The sequence below is a fragment of the Prevotella sp. 885 genome, assembly GCF_002265625.1.
In the GTDB taxonomy this organism is placed as follows: Bacteria; Bacteroidota; Bacteroidia; order Bacteroidales; family Bacteroidaceae; genus Prevotella.
The window spans coordinates 1-22,329 of the sequence record NZ_NOVE01000028.1 but is presented as its reverse complement, the minus strand read 5'-3'; the positions used below and the strand labels follow the sequence as shown (position 1 = coordinate 22,329).

24 protein-coding genes are annotated in these 22,329 nt (G+C 46.7%); 9 read left to right on the top strand and 15 right to left on the bottom strand.

Features of this window, described 5'->3' with window-relative positions:
- Positions 1 to 13: 13 nt before the first annotated feature.
- The 3 genes from CHL74_RS09265 to rfbA all read right to left on the bottom strand — a co-directional run bounded on the left by CHL74_RS09265 (position 14) and on the right by rfbA (position 4,072).
- Positions 14 to 445, bottom strand: a complete 432-nt coding sequence (locus CHL74_RS09265) for a BT0820 family HAD-type phosphatase (RefSeq protein ID WP_094880882.1) — start codon at positions 443 to 445, stop codon at positions 14 to 16.
- Between the two features lie 138 nt (positions 446 to 583).
- Entirely contained in the window at positions 584 to 3,115 is a 2,532-nt protein-coding gene (locus CHL74_RS09260) for a GumC family protein (protein ID WP_094880881.1), read from the bottom strand.
- A gap of 78 nt (positions 3,116 to 3,193) precedes the next feature.
- Positions 3,194 to 4,072, bottom strand: coding sequence for a glucose-1-phosphate thymidylyltransferase RfbA (gene rfbA, locus CHL74_RS09255; protein ID WP_094880880.1), 879 nt, complete (start codon positions 4,070 to 4,072; stop codon positions 3,194 to 3,196).
- A gap of 250 nt (positions 4,073 to 4,322) precedes the next feature.
- Between rfbA and CHL74_RS09250 the strand changes: the two genes are divergently transcribed.
- The 4 genes from CHL74_RS09250 to rny all read left to right on the top strand — a co-directional run bounded on the left by CHL74_RS09250 (position 4,323) and on the right by rny (position 7,299).
- A complete protein-coding gene (locus CHL74_RS09250) occupies positions 4,323 to 4,955 on the top strand; it encodes a hypothetical protein (RefSeq protein ID WP_094880879.1) in 633 nt (210 codons plus the stop codon).
- Between the two features lie 110 nt (positions 4,956 to 5,065).
- Positions 5,066 to 5,368 carry a hypothetical protein gene (locus CHL74_RS09245; RefSeq protein ID WP_094880878.1) on the top strand — a complete coding sequence of 101 codons (303 nt, stop codon included), beginning with the start codon at positions 5,066 to 5,068 and terminating at the stop codon, positions 5,366 to 5,368.
- 28 nt (positions 5,369 to 5,396) lie between these two features.
- Entirely contained in the window at positions 5,397 to 5,693 is a 297-nt protein-coding gene (locus CHL74_RS09240) for a cell division protein ZapA (protein ID WP_094880877.1), read from the top strand.
- Positions 5,694 to 5,760: 67 nt separating this feature from the next.
- Complete coding sequence (gene rny / locus CHL74_RS09235; RefSeq protein ID WP_094880876.1) at positions 5,761 to 7,299, top strand: ribonuclease Y; 1,539 nt, start codon at positions 5,761 to 5,763, stop codon at positions 7,297 to 7,299.
- 62 nt (positions 7,300 to 7,361) lie between these two features.
- Here the strand turns inward: rny and CHL74_RS09230 are convergent, their stop codons facing one another.
- The 3 genes from CHL74_RS09230 to CHL74_RS09220 all read right to left on the bottom strand — a co-directional run bounded on the left by CHL74_RS09230 (position 7,362) and on the right by CHL74_RS09220 (position 10,068).
- On the bottom strand, positions 7,362 to 7,841 hold the full coding sequence (locus tag CHL74_RS09230) for a LexA family protein (protein WP_369597364.1): 480 nt from the start codon (positions 7,839 to 7,841) through the stop codon (positions 7,362 to 7,364).
- Between the two features lie 132 nt (positions 7,842 to 7,973).
- Positions 7,974 to 9,278: a hypothetical protein gene (locus CHL74_RS09225; RefSeq protein WP_141241282.1), complete on the bottom strand. Its 1,305-nt coding sequence runs from the start codon at positions 9,276 to 9,278 to the stop codon at positions 7,974 to 7,976.
- A gap of 163 nt (positions 9,279 to 9,441) precedes the next feature.
- Positions 9,442 to 10,068 (bottom strand): epoxyqueuosine reductase QueH, encoded by a 627-nt coding sequence (locus tag CHL74_RS09220; protein WP_094880874.1) that lies wholly within the window; start codon positions 10,066 to 10,068, stop codon positions 9,442 to 9,444.
- Positions 10,069 to 10,130: 62 nt separating this feature from the next.
- Here CHL74_RS09220 and CHL74_RS09215 point away from each other — a divergent pair, with 62 nt between their 5' ends.
- Positions 10,131 to 10,931, top strand: coding sequence for a TrmH family RNA methyltransferase (locus tag CHL74_RS09215; protein WP_094880873.1), 801 nt, complete (start codon positions 10,131 to 10,133; stop codon positions 10,929 to 10,931).
- A 14-nt stretch (positions 10,932 to 10,945) separates the two neighbouring features.
- Here the strand turns inward: CHL74_RS09215 and CHL74_RS09210 are convergent, their stop codons facing one another.
- From CHL74_RS09210 to CHL74_RS09175, 9 genes are all read right to left on the bottom strand, one after another.
- Entirely contained in the window at positions 10,946 to 11,353 is a 408-nt protein-coding gene (locus CHL74_RS09210) for a PIN domain-containing protein (RefSeq protein WP_094880872.1), read from the bottom strand.
- Positions 11,350 to 11,619 carry a hypothetical protein gene (locus CHL74_RS09205; protein WP_094880871.1) on the bottom strand — a complete coding sequence of 90 codons (270 nt, stop codon included), beginning with the start codon at positions 11,617 to 11,619 and terminating at the stop codon, positions 11,350 to 11,352. The genes CHL74_RS09210 and CHL74_RS09205 overlap by 4 nt, the downstream gene beginning before the upstream one ends.
- Positions 11,620 to 11,696: 77 nt before the next feature.
- On the bottom strand, positions 11,697 to 12,104 hold the full coding sequence (locus CHL74_RS09200; RefSeq protein WP_094880870.1) for a hypothetical protein: 408 nt from the start codon (positions 12,102 to 12,104) through the stop codon (positions 11,697 to 11,699).
- A 347-nt stretch (positions 12,105 to 12,451) separates the two neighbouring features.
- Positions 12,452 to 12,832: a GxxExxY protein gene (locus CHL74_RS09195; RefSeq protein ID WP_254923259.1), complete on the bottom strand. Its 381-nt coding sequence runs from the start codon at positions 12,830 to 12,832 to the stop codon at positions 12,452 to 12,454.
- On the bottom strand, positions 12,816 to 12,980 hold the full coding sequence (locus CHL74_RS15805) for a hypothetical protein (RefSeq protein ID WP_176452213.1): 165 nt from the start codon (positions 12,978 to 12,980) through the stop codon (positions 12,816 to 12,818). Before CHL74_RS15805 ends, CHL74_RS09195 begins: the two co-directional genes overlap by 17 nt.
- A gap of 44 nt (positions 12,981 to 13,024) precedes the next feature.
- Entirely contained in the window at positions 13,025 to 15,151 is a 2,127-nt protein-coding gene (locus tag CHL74_RS09190) for a Tex family protein (RefSeq protein WP_094880869.1), read from the bottom strand.
- A gap of 235 nt (positions 15,152 to 15,386) precedes the next feature.
- Positions 15,387 to 15,968: a hypothetical protein gene (locus CHL74_RS09185; protein ID WP_094880868.1), complete on the bottom strand. Its 582-nt coding sequence runs from the start codon at positions 15,966 to 15,968 to the stop codon at positions 15,387 to 15,389.
- A 10-nt stretch (positions 15,969 to 15,978) separates the two neighbouring features.
- On the bottom strand, positions 15,979 to 16,308 hold the full coding sequence (locus tag CHL74_RS09180; protein ID WP_254923258.1) for a protein-export chaperone SecB: 330 nt from the start codon (positions 16,306 to 16,308) through the stop codon (positions 15,979 to 15,981).
- An 88-nt stretch (positions 16,309 to 16,396) separates the two neighbouring features.
- Positions 16,397 to 16,660 (bottom strand): recombinase, encoded by a 264-nt coding sequence (locus CHL74_RS09175; RefSeq protein WP_094880866.1) that lies wholly within the window; start codon positions 16,658 to 16,660, stop codon positions 16,397 to 16,399.
- Positions 16,661 to 18,191: 1,531 nt separating this feature from the next.
- Between CHL74_RS09175 and CHL74_RS09165 the strand changes: the two genes are divergently transcribed.
- The 4 genes from CHL74_RS09165 to CHL74_RS09150 all read left to right on the top strand — a co-directional run bounded on the left by CHL74_RS09165 (position 18,192) and on the right by CHL74_RS09150 (position 22,305).
- Entirely contained in the window at positions 18,192 to 19,460 is a 1,269-nt protein-coding gene (locus CHL74_RS09165; protein ID WP_094880864.1) for a hypothetical protein, read from the top strand.
- 111 nt (positions 19,461 to 19,571) lie between these two features.
- Positions 19,572 to 20,849 carry a leucine-rich repeat protein gene (locus CHL74_RS09160; protein ID WP_094880863.1) on the top strand — a complete coding sequence of 426 codons (1,278 nt, stop codon included), beginning with the start codon at positions 19,572 to 19,574 and terminating at the stop codon, positions 20,847 to 20,849.
- A 97-nt stretch (positions 20,850 to 20,946) separates the two neighbouring features.
- Positions 20,947 to 21,519, top strand: coding sequence for a hypothetical protein (locus tag CHL74_RS09155; RefSeq protein ID WP_094880862.1), 573 nt, complete (start codon positions 20,947 to 20,949; stop codon positions 21,517 to 21,519).
- A 147-nt stretch (positions 21,520 to 21,666) separates the two neighbouring features.
- On the top strand, positions 21,667 to 22,305 hold the full coding sequence (locus tag CHL74_RS09150; RefSeq protein ID WP_094880861.1) for a WG repeat-containing protein: 639 nt from the start codon (positions 21,667 to 21,669) through the stop codon (positions 22,303 to 22,305).
- Positions 22,306 to 22,329 lie beyond the last annotated feature (24 nt).

The following is a 22,329-nucleotide window of genomic DNA, read 5'->3' as shown; positions in this document are numbered from 1 at the left end:
GTCTCCGTATTTTTTAGAACAGTCCCCACTTCTTCTTGCGCTTCGGTGCGTCCTGCGAATTAAGTCCTGACCTTGCGCTTCTCATAAGGTCAGCCCATGTAAGATGTTCGCGAACCATGCGATAGATCATGCCCCAGTCAGGCAGTCCGCCCAAGTTGCGGTCGTCGATGAAGAGGTCTGCTTTCAGTTTGCGGGAGAAATGGTTGTTGTTTTGGGTGGTCTCCTCTGGATAGTCGCGGTTGATGGCATAGAACTCCACGCCGCGCTCACGGCACCATTCCACGGCTTCGTCCAGCAGCTTGCCTTCGCGTACGCTCCAGAGGATGAGCTTGTGGTGGTCGTTGATGAGCATGCGCAGTGTTTCGGTGGCAAACGGTATCTCTTCGCCTATCTTGGGATATTCGTGCTCCACTATTGTTCCGTCAAAATCTACTGCTATTACCATGATAGTTTTTCTCCTGTATTAATATAATGTATATATAGGGGTGTTCTCTTTAAGAAATTAGAGAAGCTCCTGCCTGGGCAAGAACTTCTCTAAATTCTCTTGTTCGTTAATGTTTATATGAAGTCTGTTTCTATAGACTTACACCTTTATCGAGTTGTCGTTACGGTTGCCGTAGCCGCTATTGGCATAGTTGCCGTAGCTACCGTAGTTGGCGCCATAGCTGCCATAGCTATTGCCGTAGTTACCGTACTTGCCGTAATGTCCATACTTACCATACTTGCCGTACTTGCCATAGCCATAGTAGTAGCCGTACTTCTTCTTCGCCATGTCGATGCCGTTGATAACGATGGTCATATTCGGCATCTTGTTTTCCGCGTTTAGAGAGTTGATGAATGCGAAGCTTGACTTCGGTGTGTAATCAGCACGACACATATAGACAGTAAGGTCGGCTACGCGTGCTATCTGCTGTGTATCGGTAACCAAGCCGACAGGAGCGGTGTCGATAATGACGTAGTCGTAATGCTCCTTAAGCTGGTCGATGATGATGTCAAGCGACTGGCGCGAAACAAGCTCTGACGGGTTGGGCGGGATAGGTCCTGCCATGAGCACGTCGAGGTTGTCGTTTACGCCTGAAGGCAGAATTTGCTTCTTGATGTCCTCCATTGTCGGGTTCTCCTTCACGAGAAGGTTGGTGATGCCCTGATGATGGTTAGGTATCTCGAAGAGTTCGGCGAGACGTGGCTTACGGATGTCCAGACCGACGATTACCACCTTCTTGTCCAGCAATGCGAAGCTCACGGCAAGGTTGGCTGCGGTGAACGTCTTGCCCTCACCGGAAGTAGTAGACGTGAACATGATGGTGTTCTCTCCCTTCTTGAGCATAAACTGTATGTTGGCACGTATGGAACGGAACACCTCCTCCATGAGGTTGTTCTGGTTGGCGTGCACCACGATGTCCGCCTTTGTCTTTGCCTGGTCGCTGGCGATTGCCACGTCACCGATGATAGGCAACTTGGTAAGAGCGGCAACGTCGTCATGTCCCTCAATCTTGTAACGGAAGAACTCGATGAGGAAGAGGATGCCTGCGGGGATGGCAAGACCGAGGACGAGAGCGATGAGCATAATCATTGACCCTTTGGGGCTAACCTTTCCAATGAGCAGCGGGTCGTCAATGAGCTTGCCCTTGTCGGCTGTGGCTGCAAGAGAGATAGAGTTCTCCTCGCGCTTCTGGAGAAGCATAAGGTAGAGTCCTGATTTCACCTCCTGCTGGCGACCTATCTGTGTAAGGATGCGCTCCTGCTGCGGGGTGGAGAGAATCTGCTGGTTGTAGAGGCTGAACTGACGCTGCAGGTCGTTATACTGTATCTCTGCTGTCTGATGTGCCTGCTTGATGGCGCGGCGGATGCTTAAGAGAAGCTCGTCGAGCTGTGCTGTAAGAGGCGTAACAACGGGGCTGTTCTCGCTTGAGGTGCGAAGCAGGTGTGTACGCTCCAGTGCCACTTCGTTGTACTTGTTGATGAACGCACTGGCTGAAGCGTCTGCCAATCCCACGTTGGAAGGAAGCAGCTGGTATTTGTTGGCAGGCTCATTCATAAACTCGCTGATGCTCTTGAGCAGCTCCATCTGGGTTTTGAGCTCAGATATCTGCTTTGCGTAAGCATCTGAGTTAGAGAGTGACATCGTTGAGTTAGCCTCAGTATTCACGATACCATACTGGCGCTTTGTTGACTCAAGATTGCCTTCTGTCTGACCAAGTTCGTTGTTGATCTTCTCCAGACGGCTGTTGATGAATCTCTCTGTACGAATGGCTATCTCGTTCTTGTCCTCGTTGGCCTGGCGGTTGTAGCAGACTGCGAGCTGCTTGAGATAGTCGCATGAGCGTTCCGGCACCTCGTCAGCCAATGTCATGTCCACGATGGTGGCCTTCTTATTCTCTTCCGCTACGTCAAGCGCTGCTACGTACTTGGCAGCTGCCATCTGTACAGGAAGGATGGTTACCTTCAGCTTCTTCTCTTCAGGAAGCATGCTGACGCCGTTGTGCGAGAAGGTGAGTCTGCCGACGCTGGTGTTGAGCGTGAAAGGCAGATCCTTAACGGTACGGTCGATGGTGTATTCGCTCGGCAACTTGTCCTGGTCAGAGGGTACATACGTATACTCGCCCGTGATGTGGAACGATCCTTCCTCGCGTGTGATTTCGAGCTTTATCGGCGCCTTGAGGTTAGACAGGCTGCTGCTGTCGATGTCGACAGTGATGGGCTGGTTCTTATAGAGAAGGTGGTCAGCCACGCGACCCTTCATCTTGTACGACACATAAAGCTTGAGATCGTAGATGGTCTGTCCGGCAAGGCGAGATGACTTGAGAAGCACCATCTCGTTGTCGATACCCGTTGAGTTGGATACGAGACCGAGCGTCTGCGAGTTAAGGAGTGCGTTCACTCCGTTGGATTTGTTTGTGTTGTCGTCGTCCTTGATAAGCAATTTAGCAGCCGACTGGTAAACTGGTGTCTTGTATCTAAGGTAAGCGTAAGCTACGCCCAGACACAATGCTAAAGACAGAACGAACCATTTCCAGTTGAGGACCACCATCTTGTATATCATCCCAAAACTAAGAGATGACGACTCTTCGTTTTCTTGCTGAGTGTTGTACAAATCTTGGTTATTTACTTCCATTTTCTTTAACTAGTGACCTTTTGAAGTGTTAAAATAAAATCTTATCAATCAATCTTTTTTCTTTCTTTTTCCTTTTCTTTACAGTCCGTCAGCAAGTCTGAGGAGATACTTTCCGTACTCGTTCTTTGCCATCGGCTTTGCCACTTCACGGAGACGCTCGCTGTCTATCCAGCCCTTCTTGAAGGCAATCTCTTCCAGACATGCCACCTTCAGACCCTGACGCTTCTCTATCACCTCGATGAAGGTGCTGGCCTCCGAAAGGCTGTCGTGTGTGCCGGTGTCAAGCCATGCGAATCCGCGCTGCAAGGTCTGAACCTTCAGGTCGCCGCGCTTCAGGTATTCCTGGTTTACGGTGGTTATCTCCAGCTCTCCGCGAGCGCTGGGCTTGATGTTCTTGGCTATTTCAACTACGCTGTTCGGATAGAAATAAAGTCCCACAACAGCATAGTTGCTCTTCGGGTGCTCCGGCTTTTCCTCGATGCTGAGGCAGTTGCCCTCTGCGTCGAACTCTGCCACGCCGTAGCGTTCCGGGTCGTTAACGTAATATCCGAAAACAGTGGCCTTACCGTGCTTCTCCACATTCTCCACGCTTTCCTGCAGCAGCTGTGTGAAACCAGCGCCGTAGAAGATGTTGTCGCCAAGTACGAGGCAAGCGCTGTCATCGCCGATAAACTCCTCGCCGATGGTGAAAGCCTGTGCCAGGCCGCCGGGATAAGGCTGCTCTGCATACTCAAACTTCACTCCCATGTCGCTACCGTCGCCAAGCAGACGCTTAAACATCGGTAAGTCAGTAGGTGTAGAGATAATGAGGATCTCCCTTATGTTGGCAAGCATAAGTACTGAGATGGGGTAATATATCATGGGCTTGTCGAAAATAGGGATGAGCTGTTTGCTGATGCCCTTTGTGATGGGGTAAAGACGTGTGCCCGACCCTCCTGCTAAAACTATACCTTTCATGTTTCTAAATGTTTGAGTGTTTACTATTTCGTTAACTAAGCAAAAAATAATATATTATTAATTTTGCAAAGTTACTAATAAAGACCGATACACGAAACCTTTTTTCTCTTTTTTGATTTGCCGAAGTGTTATTTTTGTATTATAAAGCCTTATTACTATAATGTATAGATAAATGTTTGGGCAAATTAGGATTTTTTTGTAATTTTGCAGAGATATGCTTTTAAAATCAAAATAATAAAAAAGAAAACAAATGGGATTTCTATCAAAACTTTTCGGAAAGAAAGACGACAATAACAAGACAGGAGGAATGGAAGACTACATGCAGCTTGTGCGTGTGTATTTCCAGGCATCGATAGCTGCCAATGTGGGTATCGCAAACCTTGCCGCTCTGCCTGACCTTCGCGTATTCAAGACCACGCTCCACGTTCCGACCGTCAACAACAAGCTCGGAGTGGGAGAGAAGACAGCTTGCCGTAAGATGCTCAAGGAGATATACGGCACGGACGATCTGTTCTTCAAGGAAATCGACCAGAGCATCCGCAAGAACTGCCGCAAGATGCAGGACGTTCAGACTTACCTTGTGCAGTTCCAGGGATTCACACAGGATTTGATGATGCTTATGGGCAACCTCATGAAGTTTAAGCTCCGCCTTCCTTCTTTCTTCAAGAACGCGCTCTACAAGATGACGGAGAAGACCGTGGGCGAAATCTTCACCAAGAACGACTACAGCGACGCCGCTACTCTTAAGACCGTCGTGGCTATCCGCCAGTATAACCATCGCCTTGGTTTCTCACAGAAATGGATAACCGACTTCGTCTATCAGGTGGTGATGCTCGCAAAGAAAGAGCCTAAGCCTGCCGACGCAGCCGACGACAAGAAGTAATAAGGAGGCATTACAGTGCGTAAAAATCGTGACTGTCAGTGCATAAAATCGCAATAATAATTTGCGACATTCGCCAAAATCATATAATTTTGTAACCCAAACGTAGCATTATGGACGCAGACGAGACAGCTATTGACGTCTTTACCACCAGAGTGAGACAGATGATACTGCAGTATAAGGAACTCAAGCTGCAGAACGCCCAACTGTGTTCCGCCATCGACGCTCTCAAGGCTGACGTCAGCAATCTTGAGGAACAGCTCAGAAAGCAACGCGAGGAATACACTAACCTGAAGTTGGCGAGGATGGTGGCAATAACAGACGGCGACATGGAGGCGGCGCAGAAGCGAGTCTCTCAACTCATACGCGACGTCAACAAGTGCATTGCGCTTATCAGCGAGAAGCACGACGAATAAGTGACCCCTTAAAGTTATTACCACGATAATGGCAGAAGACAACAACGAGAAACTACGCATACGCCTACACGTCTACGACACGGACATCCCCGTAAACGTCCGCCCAGAGGACGAGCCGCTCTATCGCGACGCGGCAAGCCTTATCACGCAGACTGTCAACGCATACGCATCCAGATACAAGGGCCCCAAGAACGAGAAGGAAATTCTCTACATGGCGCTCATCGAGATAGCCCTGCGCTATGTAATGGAGGCGAAACGCAACGACACGGCACCGTTCATGGACATAATAGGCAAGCTGAAATCCGAAATTGAAGAAGCATTGTAACTATCCGAAACGGAAGAATCAGAAACATCAACATCATTCTAACGATCACATTTTTACATAAATATATATGTTATCAGGTATATTAATCACAGCCATTGTTGCTCTCGTCGTAGGCGGAGCAGCGGGATATGGCATTTTCCGATATGTAATAAAGGGAAAGTATAACGAAATGATAGCAGCCGCCAACAAGGAGGCTGAAGTAGTAAAGGAAAAGAAGCTCCTTGAAGTAAAGGAGAAGTTCCTCAACAAGAAGTCGGAGCTGGAGAAGGAGGTGCAGCAGCGCAACCAGAAGATTCAGCAGAACGAGAACCGACTGAAGCAGCGCGAGATTTCGCTCAACCAGCGTATGGAAGAAATCGGACGTCGCAAGCAGGAGGTGGAGCAGGGACAGCAGCGCATCGAGAACGAGAAGAAGCTCATCGCCCTCAAGCAGGAGGAACTCGACAAGATGCAGACCAAGGAGCGCGAGAAGCTGGAGGAACTCTCTGGTCTTAGCGCTGACGAGGCTCGCAACCGACTCGTGGAGAGCCTCAAGGACGAGGCACGCACCAATGCCGCTTCATACATCAATGAGATTATGGACGAGGCAAAGCTCAACGCCAACACTCAGGCTAAGAAAATCGTCATCCAGACCATACAGCGTGTAGCCACTGAGACGGCTATCGAAAACTCTGTAAGCGTCTTCCATATCGACAACGATGAAGTTAAGGGACGCATCATCGGTAGAGAGGGTCGCAACATCCGCGCTCTTGAGGCTGCCACAGGAGTGGAAATCGTAGTGGACGACACTCCCGAGGCCATCGTAATCTCAGCGTTCGACCCCGTTCGTCGTGAGGTTTGCCGCTTGGCTCTCCATCAGCTCGTGGCCGACGGTCGTATCCATCCGGCACGTATCGAGGAGGTTGTGGCAAAGGTGAAGAAGCAGCTCGACAACGAGATAATCGAGACTGGTAAGCGTACAGCCATTGACCTTGGCATCCACGGTCTCCATCCCGAGCTTATCCGTATAATCGGTAAGATGAAGTATCGTTCGTCTTACGGACAGAATCTTCTCCAGCACGCTCGTGAGACAGCCAATCTCTGTGCTGTAATGGCTGCAGAGCTGGGACTGAATCCTAAGAAGGCTAAGCGTGCCGGTCTGCTCCACGATATTGGTAAGGTGCCTGATGAGGAGAGCGAATTGCCCCACGCACTTTACGGCGCCAAGATTGCCGAGAAGTATAAGGAGAAGCCGGAGATATGCAACGCCATCGGTGCTCACCACGACGAGATGGAGATGAACACGCTCCTCGCTCCGATCGTACAGGTATGCGACGCCATCTCAGGTGCACGTCCCGGTGCACGTCGCGAGATTGTGGAGGCTTACATCAAGCGTCTCAACGACCTTGAGGCCATCGCAATGTCTTATCCTGGCGTTACTAAGACTTACGCCATCCAGGCTGGTCGCGAGCTTCGTGTCATCGTCGGAGCGGACAAGATGGACGACAAGGAGACGGAGAAGCTCTCTGGCGAGATAGCCAACAAGATTCAGACCGAGATGACCTATCCGGGTCAGGTGAAGATCACCGTTATCAGAGAGACTCGCTCTGTGGCTTACGCAAAGTAAACGAACATACACATTTATATATAGTAAATCCTCAAGCGGCTTACCACTGCTTGAGGATTTTTTTATTTCCATTGCTTTATGGTCCATACCACTACGCCCCACACACGGAAGTTGTCGGTGCCGTCAATGCGTATTGGTGAATAGTCGGGATTGGCAGGTTGCAGCTCGATGTAGCCCTCCTCCTTATGCGTAAGGTCGAGATACTTGATGGTAAACTCCTCGTTGACGTATGCCACGATAACGTCCCCGTCCGTTGGTTGCAGCGATCTGTCGATTACGGCAATGTCGCCTTCATTGATGCCTGCGTCCCTCATTGAGTCGCCCGACACGCGTCCATAGAACGTGGCCTCAGGGTTCTTTATAAGGTCACGGTTGAAGTCGAGGCTGTCACGAAGGTAGTCGTCAGCCGGACTCGGAAATCCCGCCTTGATGTTAGGTGCCAGAGCCAGTGGCAGTCTGCTCAGCCATTCCCCCTTCAATAGTTTTATGTTCTCTATAGTGCCCGTCCCTGACGACGTGTTATTATCCTTTGCTTTATTCATAAATCAGTATTCAAAAATTACGTCTGCAAAGTTAGCAATTTTACTCTAAATTCCTTATAGTCCACAAAAAAACGCCCTGCAAGTTTTTCTCCTTGCAGGGCGCTATAGCCTTAATTGTTTATTCGCTGTCTTTTACTTCTTCAGGTTCTTCACAGCCTTACCGTTAGCGAGGCGGTTGATAACCAGACCGCGCTGAACCTTTGTGCGGTTTACGCGCTTTCCGTCAGTAGTGTAAGAAGCCACCACCTTTGAAGCCTCTGAGTTAGCCACACCCTCGATGCTGTTAGCCACTTCCTCGCGGTCGAGACACCATGTTACGATGTAGTCGTTATTCTCGTCCACCGGCTTATAACCGAAACCAGTTACGTAGCGGCCGTCAGGAGTGATGGCGCAAGCTGTGTTGAGGTTTTCCTCGTCCATAGTGAGGAAGTCGGTTATTGTAGGATAAGCCTCAGAGAGATACTTCACCTCTTTCTCGCCAGCAAGGCAGATGACACCTCTTCTTGACTTTGTGTCCAGATCCTGTGTGTATCCAATGACAGTACCGTCGTTGGCAATGCCGGTAGAGTAATAGAATGTAGAGCTGTTTACGTCCGGGCAGTCGAGAATCTCAATCTCCTCTGTGTCCACGTTGAAGCGAGCCATCTTCAGACCAGACTCAATGTCCTTATTCAGGATGTTCATGGCAATCCACTTGCCGTTGGCGCTTACGTTTCCGCCCTCAAACCAAGCGTAAGGCTGAGCCTGATTAAGCTCGTAGCTTGCGTCGAAGAAGCGCTTGCTCGGAGTCTGTACAGAGTATGTCTTGCCGTCTCTGTTGCGTACCCAGAATATGAGCGGATATGTGGAATAGTTGTCAATGGCACCGCCTACGATAAGCGAACCGTCGTTGCTGATATAGTTGGCCATAAAGCCTCCGGTCTCGAAGCCGAGCCATTCGTCTGTAGGAGTGGGAAGATCCGCCTTCTCACCGTTTACGTATACGTAAGGCTCCTGCTTGTACGAGGCGTCGTATGTTACGCCGCACTGGTATGCTCCGTCAGGAGTGGTCCACTTTGCGTTGGCGTTCTCTTCTTCTGCGTTCTCAAAGATAGCAGTATACTTGCCAGTGGCGAAGTCGAAGTCAGCGGCTTGGCCTAAGATGTAACCAGCACCAACACCCTCGTTTGTTACAGAACAAATCTGAGCCTCGTCGTTATCCGTAGCTTCGTTGGTGCCAAGGTTAGGCGAAACGAAGTATTTAATCTGACCATCCTTTGTGTCATAGATGAAGCCGCGTCCTTCAGTGTCGCATCCGCCGATGTAACGACCGTTCTCCGAAATACATCCACCCATCATCAAAGCGTTATCGGTGTAGGGCACGTAGCTGAGTTTCTGTGCGGAAGCGCCGCAGCAAGCAGCCATTACAAAAGCTGCAGAAAGTAAAATTTTCTTCATGTGTTTATACCTATTAAAGTTTGTAACTTCGTATTTTATAGGCACAAAGTTACATATAATAAATGAGAAAACGGAGGCGTTGGCTGCAATTTATTGTTTTTTTAACACTATATGGTAATAATGTGGAATATTTATGCACGTTTTCGCTAACAATTCTTAATCTCTAATTTCTAACTTCTGATTCGGGCGTCTCCTGTTCTTCCTTCGGCATGTGTCCGGCTGACATGCTGAATTCGCATCCGCAGTAGCGCTGGTTATAGAAGTTCCATTCCTTTATGAGGCAAGCCCTGCGTTCGGTCAGTCCGCCCTTGCGCCAGTTCTGGTCCCACCATATTACGTCATCGTAAGCCTCTGCAGCTGCTGTTCCCGCTTCGTTTATCTGTTCCAAGCTTTTCCATCTTGACGAAGCCAATGTGGTGGTTATCACGCTGTAGCCGTGCTTGTGGGCGTATTCTGCTGTCTTCTTCAAGCGCATTCGGAAGCATTTCAGGCATCTTCCTCCGCGTTCGGGTTCTGCTTCCAGTCCTTTCACGTGGCACAGCCAGTCCTCATGGTCGTATTCCGCCTCCACCATCTCCAGTCCGAGTTCCTTGGCGTAACGCTGGCATTCGTCGCGACGGATAAGATACTCGCTTTCGGGATAGATATTGGGGTTGCAGTAATATATTGTGGGCGTTATGCCGTGCTGCATCATACATTCCACAATGGCGGAGGAGCAGGGTGCGCAGCAGGCATGCAGCAACACCTTCGTCGACCCGTCGGGCACCGTTATCTCGAATTTCTTTTTCATGTTTCTGTTTTTTTGTATAATTTTGTAGGCACATTAATTCTTTAAACCCATTCCTGACTATTATGCCAATCGTAAATATCACATCCCTGACACATCCCGGAGTTGAGGTTTTCAGCTCTCTGACCGAACCACAGTTGCGCAACAGCCTCGGCAAGGACCGCGGGCTCTTCATAGCTGAGAGTCCCAAGGTCATTGATGTGGCGCTGCGTTCGGGTTATGAGCCGGTGTCGCTGATGTGTGAGCGCCGTCACGTAGAGGGCGACGCACGTGCCATCATAGAGCGTTGCGGCGACATCCCCGTGTTTGTCGGCGACCGCAATCTGCTTGCTTCGCTGACCGGTTATGCTCTTACGCGTGGCGTGCTTTGCGCCATGCGCCGTCGTCCGTGTCCTTCTGTTGCTGACATCTGCGGTGATGCCCATCGTGTGGTGGTCATCAACGGCGTTGTCGACACCACCAACATCGGAGCCATCTTCCGCTCAGCGGCAGCTCTTGGCATTGACGCCGTACTGCTGACGCGCAATTCCTGCGATCCTCTCAACCGCCGTTCCATCCGCGTTTCGATGGGCTCCGTCTTCCTCGTGCCGTGGGCATGGACAGACAGTCCCGAGGCTGACCTTCGTCCGCTCGGCTTCAAGACGGTGGCAATGGCATTGACCGACAATTCTGTCAGCATTGACGACGCCAAGCTATGCGCCGAGGACCGTCTCGCTATTGTCATGGGAACGGAAGGCGACGGTCTGCCGCAGGAAGCCATCGCCGCCGCCGACTATGTAGCCCGCATCCCAATGTCGCATCAGGTGGACTCGCTAAATGTAGCCGCCGCTGCAGCTGTAGCGTTCTGGCAGTTGCGAAAGAAATAGGGACGGGGGAAGGTTTATTTGAAATTCTCGAATAGTTCCGAAATTGTATAAACAGGCAATGATGAACCCTTAAAGTCTTTCTTGTTGCGTGTTACTATACAATCGGCCATTCCTATTAAGGCTGTCTGATTTTGTGTGGCGTCTTCATAATCTTTCCATGCTGAGGAAAGCATATCCACAACAACACTTGCTTTAATATCAAGTATATCTACAAACTTAGATACTGCAAGAAGCGATTCTTTTACATTCATATAATCATATTTATGTGCAACATACATTGTTGTCACATATGAAAGTGCAGAAGTTTGTAAATGAACCTTCCCCATATAGCCCAAAGCGAAAAGGTTGTCAGCATCATCGCTAAACCCAATTCTTTTACAGACAAAATCTATTAAGATGTTTGTATCTACAAATACTCTCATAGCTTGTATTTTAAATCAGTTAAGGCTTCAAGTCCATTTTCGTTTTCAGGTACAGGTTTGCCATTTTGGGCTTTTAAGGTTCTTACATAAGCAAGGGCTTCCTTAAAGCCTGTGGTTTCTTTTACATCTGTATTTTTGGGAGCTAATACTTTGCCTAAGAGTAAAGACACTCCTCTTTCTATAACGTCATTCACACTAATATTGTGTAATTTGGCGTAATTCTCTACACTTTGGTATATATTGCTGTCAATTGTTATTGTATTCATGATTTCTTATATTTATATTATGCCCCAAATTTACATATTTATTTTAAGACTACAAGAATTTGAATGCAGAAATCTTATTAAAGCTTCACTTCCTCCACGCCACTAACAAGCGAGTCGGTGCCGTTGAGCAGATAGAACCTTACTCTTACCACTCTGCCGAAGTCGGCGCTACCCTTTACTTTTACGTGTCTGGTCTTGCCGTACACCAGTGTGTCGCGCTTGGAAGGGTAGGAGACGAGTTGGAGGAACTGTCTGTTCGATCCGTCTCCGACGTAATAGATGTCGGCGCTGTCCTTCACGATGGCAGCAGCCTTTGCCGCAGTGTGTCTGCGTTTCGTCGCCGTTATGGTGGTGTCCTCCGGCTCAAACACGGATGCCGCCACCGTATCGCCGTCCTCGTACGACTTGGCGAACCTGCATCCCGTCATTGCCGATGCCATGAAAAGGATGGCAAGCAAAGGCACAATAAATAATATCTTCTTCATTTCTTTATATTTTAAACGCTTCTTCTTTTTTAATATAATTCTGCTTGAGAATGATTCGCCCACAGATTACGCGGATTTTCACAGATGCATCTTGAGATTATTCTCCCACAGATTTCACAGATTTTCACAGATTTTATATATCCCAGAATCCGTGTTCATCCGCGCTATCTGTGGAAAACTTCCCCGCACCCAATATCCGTGTTAATCTGCGATATCTGTGGGAGATTTCCTCTGCTGCTTGAGATTAATTCTCCCACGGATTCCACAAATTTCACAGATTTTATATATCCTACGTGCTATCTGTGAGGAATTCATTTTTAAGATGTATATGTGGGAACCTGACGAAATCAATAGCCATTGACTTTTCTAACGATACTATCATTAATGTTATCTGTATTGAAATTAACAAGGATACCGACATGCTTTTTGGCGAGGCGAAGATAAGTAAGCAATTGCTTATGATGTACTGGTTTTAAATCTTCTACTGACTTCAACTCTATTATGACTGAGTTCTCTACAAGAATATCCATACGATAATCCACAGGAAGAACAGTACCATCGTAAACAACATCAATCTTTACCTGTTGACCTACATTCAAACCCTCTTTCCGTAATTGATAACATAAAGCTGCCTCATATACGGATTCAAGTAGTCCTGGTCCCAATGTGTTATACACCTTATATATAGCACCACGTATCTTAAAGGTTATATCATTCTCTTTCATCATGTGTATCTTGGAAAGTTTCTTTATTGATTTTTGCAAGCATCTGTGATTTTCTGAGATCTGTTGGAGATAGCCTCTGCTGCTTGAGATTTATTCTCCCACGGATTCCACAGATATTCACAGATTTTATATATCCAATATCCGTGTTCATCTGTGCTATCTGTGGGAGATTCCTTCGCACGACGATGGAAGCTCTTATTCCTTCATCGACAGCGAGATGCGGCCTCTGCGCTGATCCACTTCCGTCACTCTCACCACCACGTGCTGGTGTAGCTTCACCACGTCATTCGGGTCCTTTACGTAGCGGTCGGCGAGTTGCGAGATATGCACCAGTCCGTCGTGATGTACACCAACGTCCACGAAGCAACCGAATGCCGTTATGTTGGTGACGATGCCGGGGAGGAGCATTCCCACCTGCAGGTCAGCCACCTCATGCACACGCGGGTCGAACTCGAAAGCCTCCACCTCCTGTCGCGGGTCGCGTCCTGGGCGTTTCAGCTCCGCCATGATGTCCGTCAGCGTTGGCATGCCCACCGAGTCGCTGACGTATTGGTCCAGACGGATGGTCTTCTGCATCTCCTTGTTGTCTATCAGCTCGCGCACCGTGCAACCCTTGTCCGCTGCCATGCGCTTCACGATGTCATAGCTCTCGGGATGCACAGCGCTGTCGTCAAGCGGATTGCGTGCGCCCGGTATGCGGAGGAATCCGGCACATTGCACGAACGCCACCGGTCCGAGGCGCGGCACCTTCTTCAGCTCTGCACGCGAATGGAACGCACCGTTCTTCTCACGATATTCCACGATGTTCTTTGCCGTTGTGGCGTTCAGACCGCTCACATACATCAGCAGGTGACGGCTTGCCGTGTTGAGGTTTACGCCCACCGTGTTGACGCACGACTCCACCACCATGTCCAGGCTCTTCTTCAGCTCGCCCTGGTCTACGTCGTGCTGGTATTGTCCCACGCCGATGCTCTTCGGGTCTATCTTCACAAGCTCCGCCAGCGGATCCATCAGACGTCTGCCTATCGACACCGCGCCGCGCACCGTGACGTCCTTGTCAGGAAACTCCTCACGTGCAGCCTCCGAAGCCGAGTATACCGAAGCGCCGTCCTCGCTTACCACGAAAGTCTTAATGTCTTCATTCAGCCCTATCGACTTGAGGAACGCCGATGTCTCACGGCTTGCCGTACCGTTGCCCACGGCAATGGCCTCAATGTCGTAACGCTTCACCATGTCGCTCACCTGACGAGCCGCCTTCTCACGCTCGTTCTTCGGCGGGTGCGGATAGATGGCTTCGAAGTGGAGTAGGGTGCCCTGACTGTCCAGACACACCACCTTACATCCCGTGCGGAATCCTGGGTCAACACCCATCACGCGCTTCTGTCCGAGAGGAGCTGCCAGCAGCAGCTGACGCAGGTTCTCCGCAAAGACGCTGATGGCAGCAGCCTCCGCTGTCTGCTTGCTCGAGAGCGCAAACTCCGTCTCCACGGAAGGCTTGAGCAGGCGCTTGAAGGCGTCGTCGGCAGCTTCACCCACCAGGCGGCTACATTCTCCGCGTCCCAGCACATACTGGCGTCTTACCTTCTTCTTACATACGTCGTCGTCAGCCGAGATGCTCACGCGCAGAAAGCCCTCCTTCTCGCCACGGCGCATGGCTAACAGTCGGTGTGACGAGCAATGGCGTAGAGGCTCGGAAAAGTCGAAGTAGTCGCTGTATTTCTGCGCACCTTCCTCTTCCGCCTTCGTCTTCACCACCTTCGACGTGATGACCGCCTCGCGCTTAAACACTCCGCGCACGGCACGTCTGACCTTCTCGTCCTCATTGATGGTTTCGGCTATGATATATTTGGCACCCTGCAAGGCATCCGCCGCCGACTTTACGTCACCCTTGACGAAGCGTTCCGCCTTACCCTCCGGGTCGTTCTCGCGCTGCAGGAGGATGAGTTGTGCCAGCGGTTCCAGTCCCTGCTGGCGAGCGATGTCCGCCTTCGTGCGTCGTTTTGGCTTGTAAGGCAGATAGATGTCCTCCAGCTCCGACATATTCCAGCATTGGTCAATGCGTCGGCGCAGCTCGTCAGTCATCTTTCCGAGGTCCTCAATAGTGGCTATGATGGTCTGCTTACGCTTCTCGATGTCCATCAGCTTCTCCCTCATCAGGGCGATGTCCGACACCTGCACCTCGTCCAGTCCTCCCGTCCGCTCCTTGCGGTAACGGCTGATAAACGGAATGGTGCAGTTCTCTTCCAGTAATTCCAGGGTGTTCTCCACGCCGCGCTCAGGAAGCGAGAGGGCGTCAGCAATTATCTTAGTAAAAATATTCATCTTCTTTGTTATTGTCTGTAAACTCTAAAAAAATGCAGACGTAAAATTACAACAATTCTTTTAAACCTCCAAGGAAGACGGAAAAGAATTGGACGATACCCATTGCTTGCCACTCGCTATCCAGTACTTGCTGTAGTACCATCTATGAGAGCGGAATGCGAGATTTTTTTAACTATGTTTGTCAGGAAGAAATAAAACCCCGATAAGTGATTTGACTTATCAGGGCGTGTTTATATTATATAGTCTGATTTGCAGTAAAAGCCTTTTTCCCGACAATACGATAGGGTTCTGTAAGTAAAGTCTTATCGAAGAAACATATTTGTATCTTGTCGGGCTTGCACAAAACCACCTTAGCGTCTGGAAACCTAATGGGTGTTTTTTCAAAGGTTTTGGGGTGAGGCCAAACCCTTATTGCCTTATAGTTGAAATCAACATTTTCCTTTTTCATATAGGCGAGTACAACAGGAAACTTTACAGTCTTAAGATTCAGCTTTTTCTTTATAAGTTCCGCACAATCTATGAACTCATCAAACTGCCGTATGTCGCCCACCAAATCGTAGAGCAAGGGTGAATTTTGGTCGTAGGTCGTTTTACAAATGATATACCCTTTTCGGCTGTAAACAGTATCGCCCCACCATCTGGCATCTGCTATTCTCGTATCCCAGAAATAATAACCCTCACCCAGCCACGGCTCTTTTGTACCGCTTTTCAAAATGCCATTGGCATATCGCTCAGAACAGAAATACGGACCGTGGTCTTCCACCTCCTCATCATTCTGCCTGTCTTCGAGTGTCTGGTATATATCCGTGGTCTTCATACTCTCCGAACTATTCAATAACGGTTGTCTTTTCTTTCAGTTCCTCCGTGAGCCCCATGAGGTTGATTGTAGGCAATACTACAGGTTGCATATTAGCCTGCAAGGTTATTGTGCTTACAAAAGCCCTGACGTATGGAAATACGATGGCAAGACTGTTAGGGTAGAAGTATTCGGGAATGTCGGCAATAGTAATGCCACCGCCAAACGAAAACGAAGCCACACACGAAACCTTTACAACCTCCGTGTTAGTCTCTGTGCATCCTACCATAACGTCAAAGTCCAATTCATAGCGTGCTTCCTTTGTGTGAAATACTCCCTTAGGACTGAAAGATATATTCAACTCGGCATTGTTCGGAATGTTAAAGTCCAAGGATGCCTTAGTGAAACGATAATTATCTAATTTAAAAGTTGCTTTTTCCATGATTGCCTTATGCTGCCAAACAATACTTTGCGTCTGCTGCAATGCCATTCTCCCATGCGCTGACAGACACGTCATATCTGTGTGTTTCCTCTTTCTCCTTGGTATTGGAATATGACATGGCTGTACCGAAATACTCCCTAACGAATTCGGCGTACTCAATGACATCGGGGCCAATCTCATTGAGATATTCTATTTCTCTCCAATCATTCTCGATTACATCATTAGGGGTGTTCTCGAAATAATCTTTGAGACTTTCAAAAAGATTTCCCATAATTCTTATATTTATTTAAATGATTGTTATTTAAATGATTGTATTTTTAGACTGCAAAATTATTATTTTTAATTCAAACGGCAATGATTTTTGCCCGTTAGCTACTTACTTATACAAATATTTAACACTAATCGTCCTAAAAAAAACTCATTTTAAGTGCATTTACGACCTACAGGGTCGCCGTGTGAACGCACCGCAAAAGGGCATCAGCATCGTGAAGCATGGCAACAATACAACGAAAATGCTCGTGAAGTAAAACAAAATAGTGACCTTATTCACTCAAAAAAGTCGCTTTTGCGCCATGCAAATATCGTACAAAAGAGTAAAAACATGTTACAAAATAAAAATCAATTATAGAGAATCAAAAAGCTGTTTTTATGGTGTTTTGCTGTGCAAACAGCACCCGAGCTTAACAATAGCGCCACTTTTACACTACAATAGTGCCACTATTAGAGTGTAAAAGTGGCGCTATTGCATGATAAAAGTGGCACTATTGCAGTGTAAAAGTGCCACTATTGCAGCAAAAAACGGCTCTTTTGCGAATCTGATTTCATAACATTTCTATAGAAAGCCTCATAACATGCTGAGTATAAGTATGTTGTCTCCAAATGCTCAAAACTCAAGAATTTCGCACCAAAGATTTTGTTGTGCGCTCAGCTCATAGTATTGAGCATTAGAAATGCAAATATTGTCAGGCAAACTAACCGCCAAACAGGAATTTTATCAGCGAAATCCGGTTAGGCAGGGCTTTGACAAAAACCTTACTCCACAGTACGCGCCCATAATCGGAAAAACATATAAAAACACAAGGTTTTGTATGTTATAATTATGTATGTACTGTTATTATATTCGATTCAAGTAAACATACAACAGTTTGTGTTTTGAACGGTTTTTCCGTTTGTGCTTTTCGAGAGAGGCGAAAGCCTCTCATTCATTTATGGTATATATGGGCGTGAGAACTTGTTCTCATAAGACCATATATACCATAAATGAATTGCCGAAGGCTCGAGAAGCATAAGCGGATTGTGGATAAAGGTTTTTGTCAAAGCCCTGCCTACCATAGCTGACTCACCGATAAACTGCAATTTACAGCTGTAAAGGCAAACTTAGGAGGCTATGGCGTCTCGCCGTAGCCACGCACCCACCCATAGCAGAACCTACTATCATCCTCAACATCATACGGGATGCGTCAGTCCCCCTCCGGGGAACTATATATAGGTGGAGGTATCTTATGTACCCACAGCTGCGCTGCTTCGCAGCTTGCAGTGGGTTTTCATTATATAGGTCCCGCTCCGCGGAACCCGCAGCTCAAACTCAATCTGCTGGTCGTTCGTGGGTGCGTGGCTACGGCGAGACGCCATAGCCTCCTACGATTACCATTTTTCTGCAGAGCAATTTGAAGATATTGTGGCTTTCGAGATTAATTCGGTCATTACAAAAAAATCGAACATTGATTTTGTCTTTTAATCATTATTTTGTAATTTTGAACATCTTTTCTACGATTTATACGTAAACAATTAAACCAATAACTATGAAAACAGCAATAGAAGTGTTACTGGACGCTTTTGAAAATAGCATGTGTAAAGATGCTAATCAAAAATCGAGAAGCCAGTATCGTAGTGTAATCAATGCCTTAGGGAAGGATGAAGTATTCAAAACCGATGCTGAAAAGAACTTTCTTACTCTGGTTATCAAGCTTATAGCGAACAATCGCGAAGACGAATGCATAAAGTTGATAGGCATATTAAGATATTCGGTATGCGTCTACAATTGGGGCAGCCTGAGAAGCTACGAAACTTACTGCAACAAGTTTACAGACTTTCTGGAGAAGCTGCTTAGTTCTGAAGCAGCAAGTAAGAAAAGCATAAAGAAGAAAATAGCTTCAGCTTGTACGACACCTACACTTAGTGATACGGAAGAAAGCTGGCTTAAAACGGCTTTTGCAAATCGTACCGTATTTCTGCACGAACAACTAATGACGAAGTTTATGGGTCGTCTACGTCGTCAGGACCGCATTTCCGGTAATAAGGTATGGTTGCCTTTAAGCTATATAGCGAAGCTCTACAAGAAAGCTGGCAAGACCAAAGAATTCACAGATTGGTTGAGAAAGCTGGCAGAAGGCATTTTTGTGCACTATGAGGACGACAACAAAGAGATAAAAAGCGTACAGTTTAAAGCTCAGCAGGTGTTTCTCGTCTTTGAGAAAAAGGAAAACTCTGACGGCACATACAACGTTAAAGTCGCTTTGTCTGCATCCAATAAGTGCTATACGGCATATACCCCAACCGGAGAGGGCAATACCAAAGTCCCCATGATCGTGAAGGACATATCCGATATAGCCATAGACCATGTGAAGCCTATCGACCTGACTCTAAAAGAACTGGGCGACAAAGGCAGAATTCCAAATCTGAAAATGGTTTCGGATTCTTTTAGGGATATGATGGGAAGACCTGAGAAGGCAGACAAAGACATTGAAGACGAATCGCTTGACCAGTTATATAATAATGTAGACATCTGTGAACTTACCGACGAACTTAATCTTATAAGAACAGACGGCGTACTTAGACTTATGGTTTCTGAATATAACGGCAAGAAGAGCAACTCTACTGCATACGACAAGATAATCAAGATAAAGGGCAAAGGAGAATACTTGGGCTTGCTGGGAGAAGCACTTTTGGACGATGAGACAATCTATCTTTATCAGCGTCTCAATGAGCGTGACGCTAAGACACGAGCTTCAAGGGAAGAACCGAAAGGCACAAAAGTAAAGATATCCAAGAAGATTATTAACCTGATTTGACATTCCTGATTTTCCGACAACGCATTCCGGCTCTTCCGAATAGCGATATAGGGTGCAAAGGCTAAAAACTATTTATCTTTGCACCCAGAATTACAACTAAAAATAATAAATATGAATACAGGATTGACAAAAGAAGATCAGGCAATAATCAAGAAAGCCAGACGCAATAAGTGTTCTGGACCAATCTACAGCGAGGATGGACTTCGTTTGTTGAGAGTACTCGGCAATCCTGAGTACCTTGAAGTGAAAGACGGTGTGAAGGCTATTTGCGATGACGCATGCCAAGGACTTGACAATCTTCATGAGGTGGTATTGCCAGCATCAGTTACCGACTTGGGCACAAGAGCTTTCGCAAGCTGCATAAAGCTCTTCAAGATAACAATGCCTGGAGTAGATTTCATCGGAATAGAGAGTTTCGCTCATTGTGAAAATCTGAAGGAAATTGCCTTGCCAGAAACTTTGGGTAAGATTTGGAAAGCAGCCTTTGCTGACTGCAAAGCTTTGGAAGAGATAAATATTCCAAGTCACCTGAAGATTATCGACAAGTCTGCGTTCAGAAATTCCGGACTGAAAAGTCTCAACATCGTGATAAGTGATGACTGCGAATGCTGTATTTATGACAAAGCCTTTGCAAGTTGCAAGCATCTGGAGTCTGTATATCTAAACAAGAATGTGAAGATTGTGGAGCGAATGGCGTTTGCTGGCTGCACTTCACTAATGGCGATTGAGTTTGAGAATCCGTCATTGACAGGTCCTATTGGTGAATTCAACGCGCTTACAAAAGATGAAAAGGAACTGATTGCTGCAGAACTACAGGCAAAGTATGACTTTGTAGGAGATTTCTATCCAAAATGTATAGGATACGGAATTTTCTTGTACAGGATTACCCGATACGCAAAAGGCGAGATATGCGATATAAAATACGGAATATATAATAGCGTAACAAAATTATTGGGTCCGTGCGTATATAATTTTCTCTGGTCCTTTGAAGAGGGCGGAATAGCTCGAGCTAAGCGGAATTTCAAATATGGATGGATTAACATGAATTCAGAAGAGATAATTCCTTGTAAGTATTGTGATGTGTCTAACATGGAAAATGGATACGCCCACGTCAAGGAAAACAAGGATGACACATGGGGATTAGTCAGAATGACTGGCAAAGTTGTCGTTCCTTGCAACAAGTATGAAGACGTAAGGATGTTTAAGAATGGATATGCAGGTGTCAGGCTAAACAATCTTTGGGGCTTCGTGAATGAAGAAGGAGAAGAAGTAATTCCTTGTCAGTATGTTGATGTAAAGAAATTTACTGTAAAAGGATTTGTGAAAGTCTTGCCTCTAAGAGGTGATTGGATTACCATTGACAAAACGGGTAAGCAAGTGACAAAATAACAAGTAACAACAGAGGAAGCCGAAACGCTGGAAAGGGATATGCTGTTCTGACTATGCGCTACAAAAGAAAGTCACATTAAAAAAAGAATCATGCTTTATGGAGTATTTGACCACAGTATACTATCGCATTGAAGGCAAACCAAATGACCTTCAAGAGATATATGACCAGTATAGGACGCTTCTAAACAAGAAACTGCTTGAAGAGGGTAAAGACAAGTCTGTATCTTACGCAAGTATGGTGTATAGTCTCGGAGTAGATACCAAAGAACAATATCTTCGGGGCAACATTATAAAATGTGAGTTCGTAGATAATTCATTGAGTATTGAAGCCGAGGAAGATCGGGTGACGGCAGACTTCCGACATCCGCTTGAAAGCCACTATGAAGGTATGACCATATACTATATGGTGGAAAGTTATTGCGATGAGACTTATGCAACAAATGATGCAGAGGGGAAATATTTTCCGACACGCGTCAGTGTGGACTTTCATTTGAAAGAACCGGTTTTGTGTGGTTACGAGCGGTTCAACAGTATGGATGAGGCATTAGCCTATTTCGCACGTGTCTTAAAACGTGACACTCTTACTGTTGATGACATCCACAAGTGGAACTGTGAGCATTGGAAGGACGGCTTCATCTATTTCAATGAGTATGAGGTTGATTTACGATGATGCAGTTGTCGAGATAATAACAGAGGAAGCCGAAACGCTGGAAAGGGAGTAGGCAAAACTTTTTAAAAGACATGAGACATGTTTCTCTTTATATGCGGATTCATAAAAGAGAGCAACAACTAATAATCAATTTAATTTTTAAATAATATGGCTAACAAAACAGCAGAAAAAATAAGCCCAGATGCATTCTTGAACGAAATGAATGCTATCAACGATAAAGCCAAAGATGCCGTTATCGACTTGCTGAATAAACAGGGCGACAAACGCTACATAGCCGTGCCCGATTGGGAAGACGAATGTGAAGGCGATGATGGTGACGGATCAGAATTGTCAATATTCGGTATTGGACTGGATGACGATGATGAGATTTGTATTGCTGCAGTTGTTGACAATATCGGCAATGGTCATGGCCCTGACGATTTTCCACAGGAATGGACCAAAGCCACAGAACTTTATGAGCCAAACTATTGTGCCTTCTATAGATTCGTAGCCAACAACATTGAAAAGGCAATGACAAAGGAAGAAGCCGACGAACTGGCAGATAAATATTGGAATGGAAATGGTTGCGACTATGGCAAGTATGACTGGCATGATGATTGTATCTGTAATGGTTTGATAAAAGTAAGACTTGACGGAAAGTATGGTTTTATCAATAAAGACGGTGAAGAAATAATCCCTTGCAAATACGAAGATGCTGATGCTTTTTCTGACGGATTAGCAAAAGTAAAGTCTGCAGAAGGTTGGGGATTCGTCAATGAAAATGGAGAAGAAATAATCTCATTGTAAATATGAAGAGCCCATTATTTTGGT

Coding starts and splice junctions, on each gene's coding strand:
- CHL74_RS09210 (WP_094880872.1), bottom strand. CDS start 11,353: ATGAGAGTATTTGTAGATACAAACATCTTAATAGATTTTGTCTGTAAA.
- CHL74_RS09265 (WP_094880882.1), bottom strand. CDS start 445: ATGGTAATAGCAGTAGATTTTGACGGAACAATAGTGGAGCACGAATAT.
- CHL74_RS09200 (WP_094880870.1), bottom strand. CDS start 12,104: ATGAAGAAGATATTATTTATTGTGCCTTTGCTTGCCATCCTTTTCATG.
- CHL74_RS09185 (WP_094880868.1), bottom strand. CDS start 15,968: ATGAAGACCACGGATATATACCAGACACTCGAAGACAGGCAGAATGAT.
- CHL74_RS09245 (WP_094880878.1), top strand. CDS start 5,066: ATGGACGCAGACGAGACAGCTATTGACGTCTTTACCACCAGAGTGAGA.
- CHL74_RS09175 (WP_094880866.1), bottom strand. CDS start 16,660: ATGGGAAATCTTTTTGAAAGTCTCAAAGATTATTTCGAGAACACCCCT.
- CHL74_RS09195 (WP_254923259.1), bottom strand. CDS start 12,832: ATGATGAAAGAGAATGATATAACCTTTAAGATACGTGGTGCTATATAT.
- rny (WP_094880876.1), top strand. CDS start 5,761: ATGTTATCAGGTATATTAATCACAGCCATTGTTGCTCTCGTCGTAGGC.
- CHL74_RS09150 (WP_094880861.1), top strand. CDS start 21,667: ATGGCTAACAAAACAGCAGAAAAAATAAGCCCAGATGCATTCTTGAAC.
- CHL74_RS15805 (WP_176452213.1), bottom strand. CDS start 12,980: ATGAACACGGATATTGGATATATAAAATCTGTGAATATCTGTGGAATC.
- CHL74_RS09240 (WP_094880877.1), top strand. CDS start 5,397: ATGGCAGAAGACAACAACGAGAAACTACGCATACGCCTACACGTCTAC.
- rfbA (WP_094880880.1), bottom strand. CDS start 4,072: ATGAAAGGTATAGTTTTAGCAGGAGGGTCGGGCACACGTCTTTACCCC.
- CHL74_RS09160 (WP_094880863.1), top strand. CDS start 19,572: ATGAATACAGGATTGACAAAAGAAGATCAGGCAATAATCAAGAAAGCC.
- CHL74_RS09155 (WP_094880862.1), top strand. CDS start 20,947: ATGGAGTATTTGACCACAGTATACTATCGCATTGAAGGCAAACCAAAT.
- CHL74_RS09220 (WP_094880874.1), bottom strand. CDS start 10,068: ATGAAAAAGAAATTCGAGATAACGGTGCCCGACGGGTCGACGAAGGTG.
- CHL74_RS09165 (WP_094880864.1), top strand. CDS start 18,192: ATGAAAACAGCAATAGAAGTGTTACTGGACGCTTTTGAAAATAGCATG.
- CHL74_RS09215 (WP_094880873.1), top strand. CDS start 10,131: ATGCCAATCGTAAATATCACATCCCTGACACATCCCGGAGTTGAGGTT.
- CHL74_RS09190 (WP_094880869.1), bottom strand. CDS start 15,151: ATGAATATTTTTACTAAGATAATTGCTGACGCCCTCTCGCTTCCTGAG.
- CHL74_RS09250 (WP_094880879.1), top strand. CDS start 4,323: ATGGGATTTCTATCAAAACTTTTCGGAAAGAAAGACGACAATAACAAG.
- CHL74_RS09260 (WP_094880881.1), bottom strand. CDS start 3,115: ATGGAAGTAAATAACCAAGATTTGTACAACACTCAGCAAGAAAACGAA.
- CHL74_RS09230 (WP_369597364.1), bottom strand. CDS start 7,841: ATGAATAAAGCAAAGGATAATAACACGTCGTCAGGGACGGGCACTATA.
- CHL74_RS09205 (WP_094880871.1), bottom strand. CDS start 11,619: ATGAATACAATAACAATTGACAGCAATATATACCAAAGTGTAGAGAAT.
- CHL74_RS09225 (WP_141241282.1), bottom strand. CDS start 9,278: ATGAAGAAAATTTTACTTTCTGCAGCTTTTGTAATGGCTGCTTGCTGC.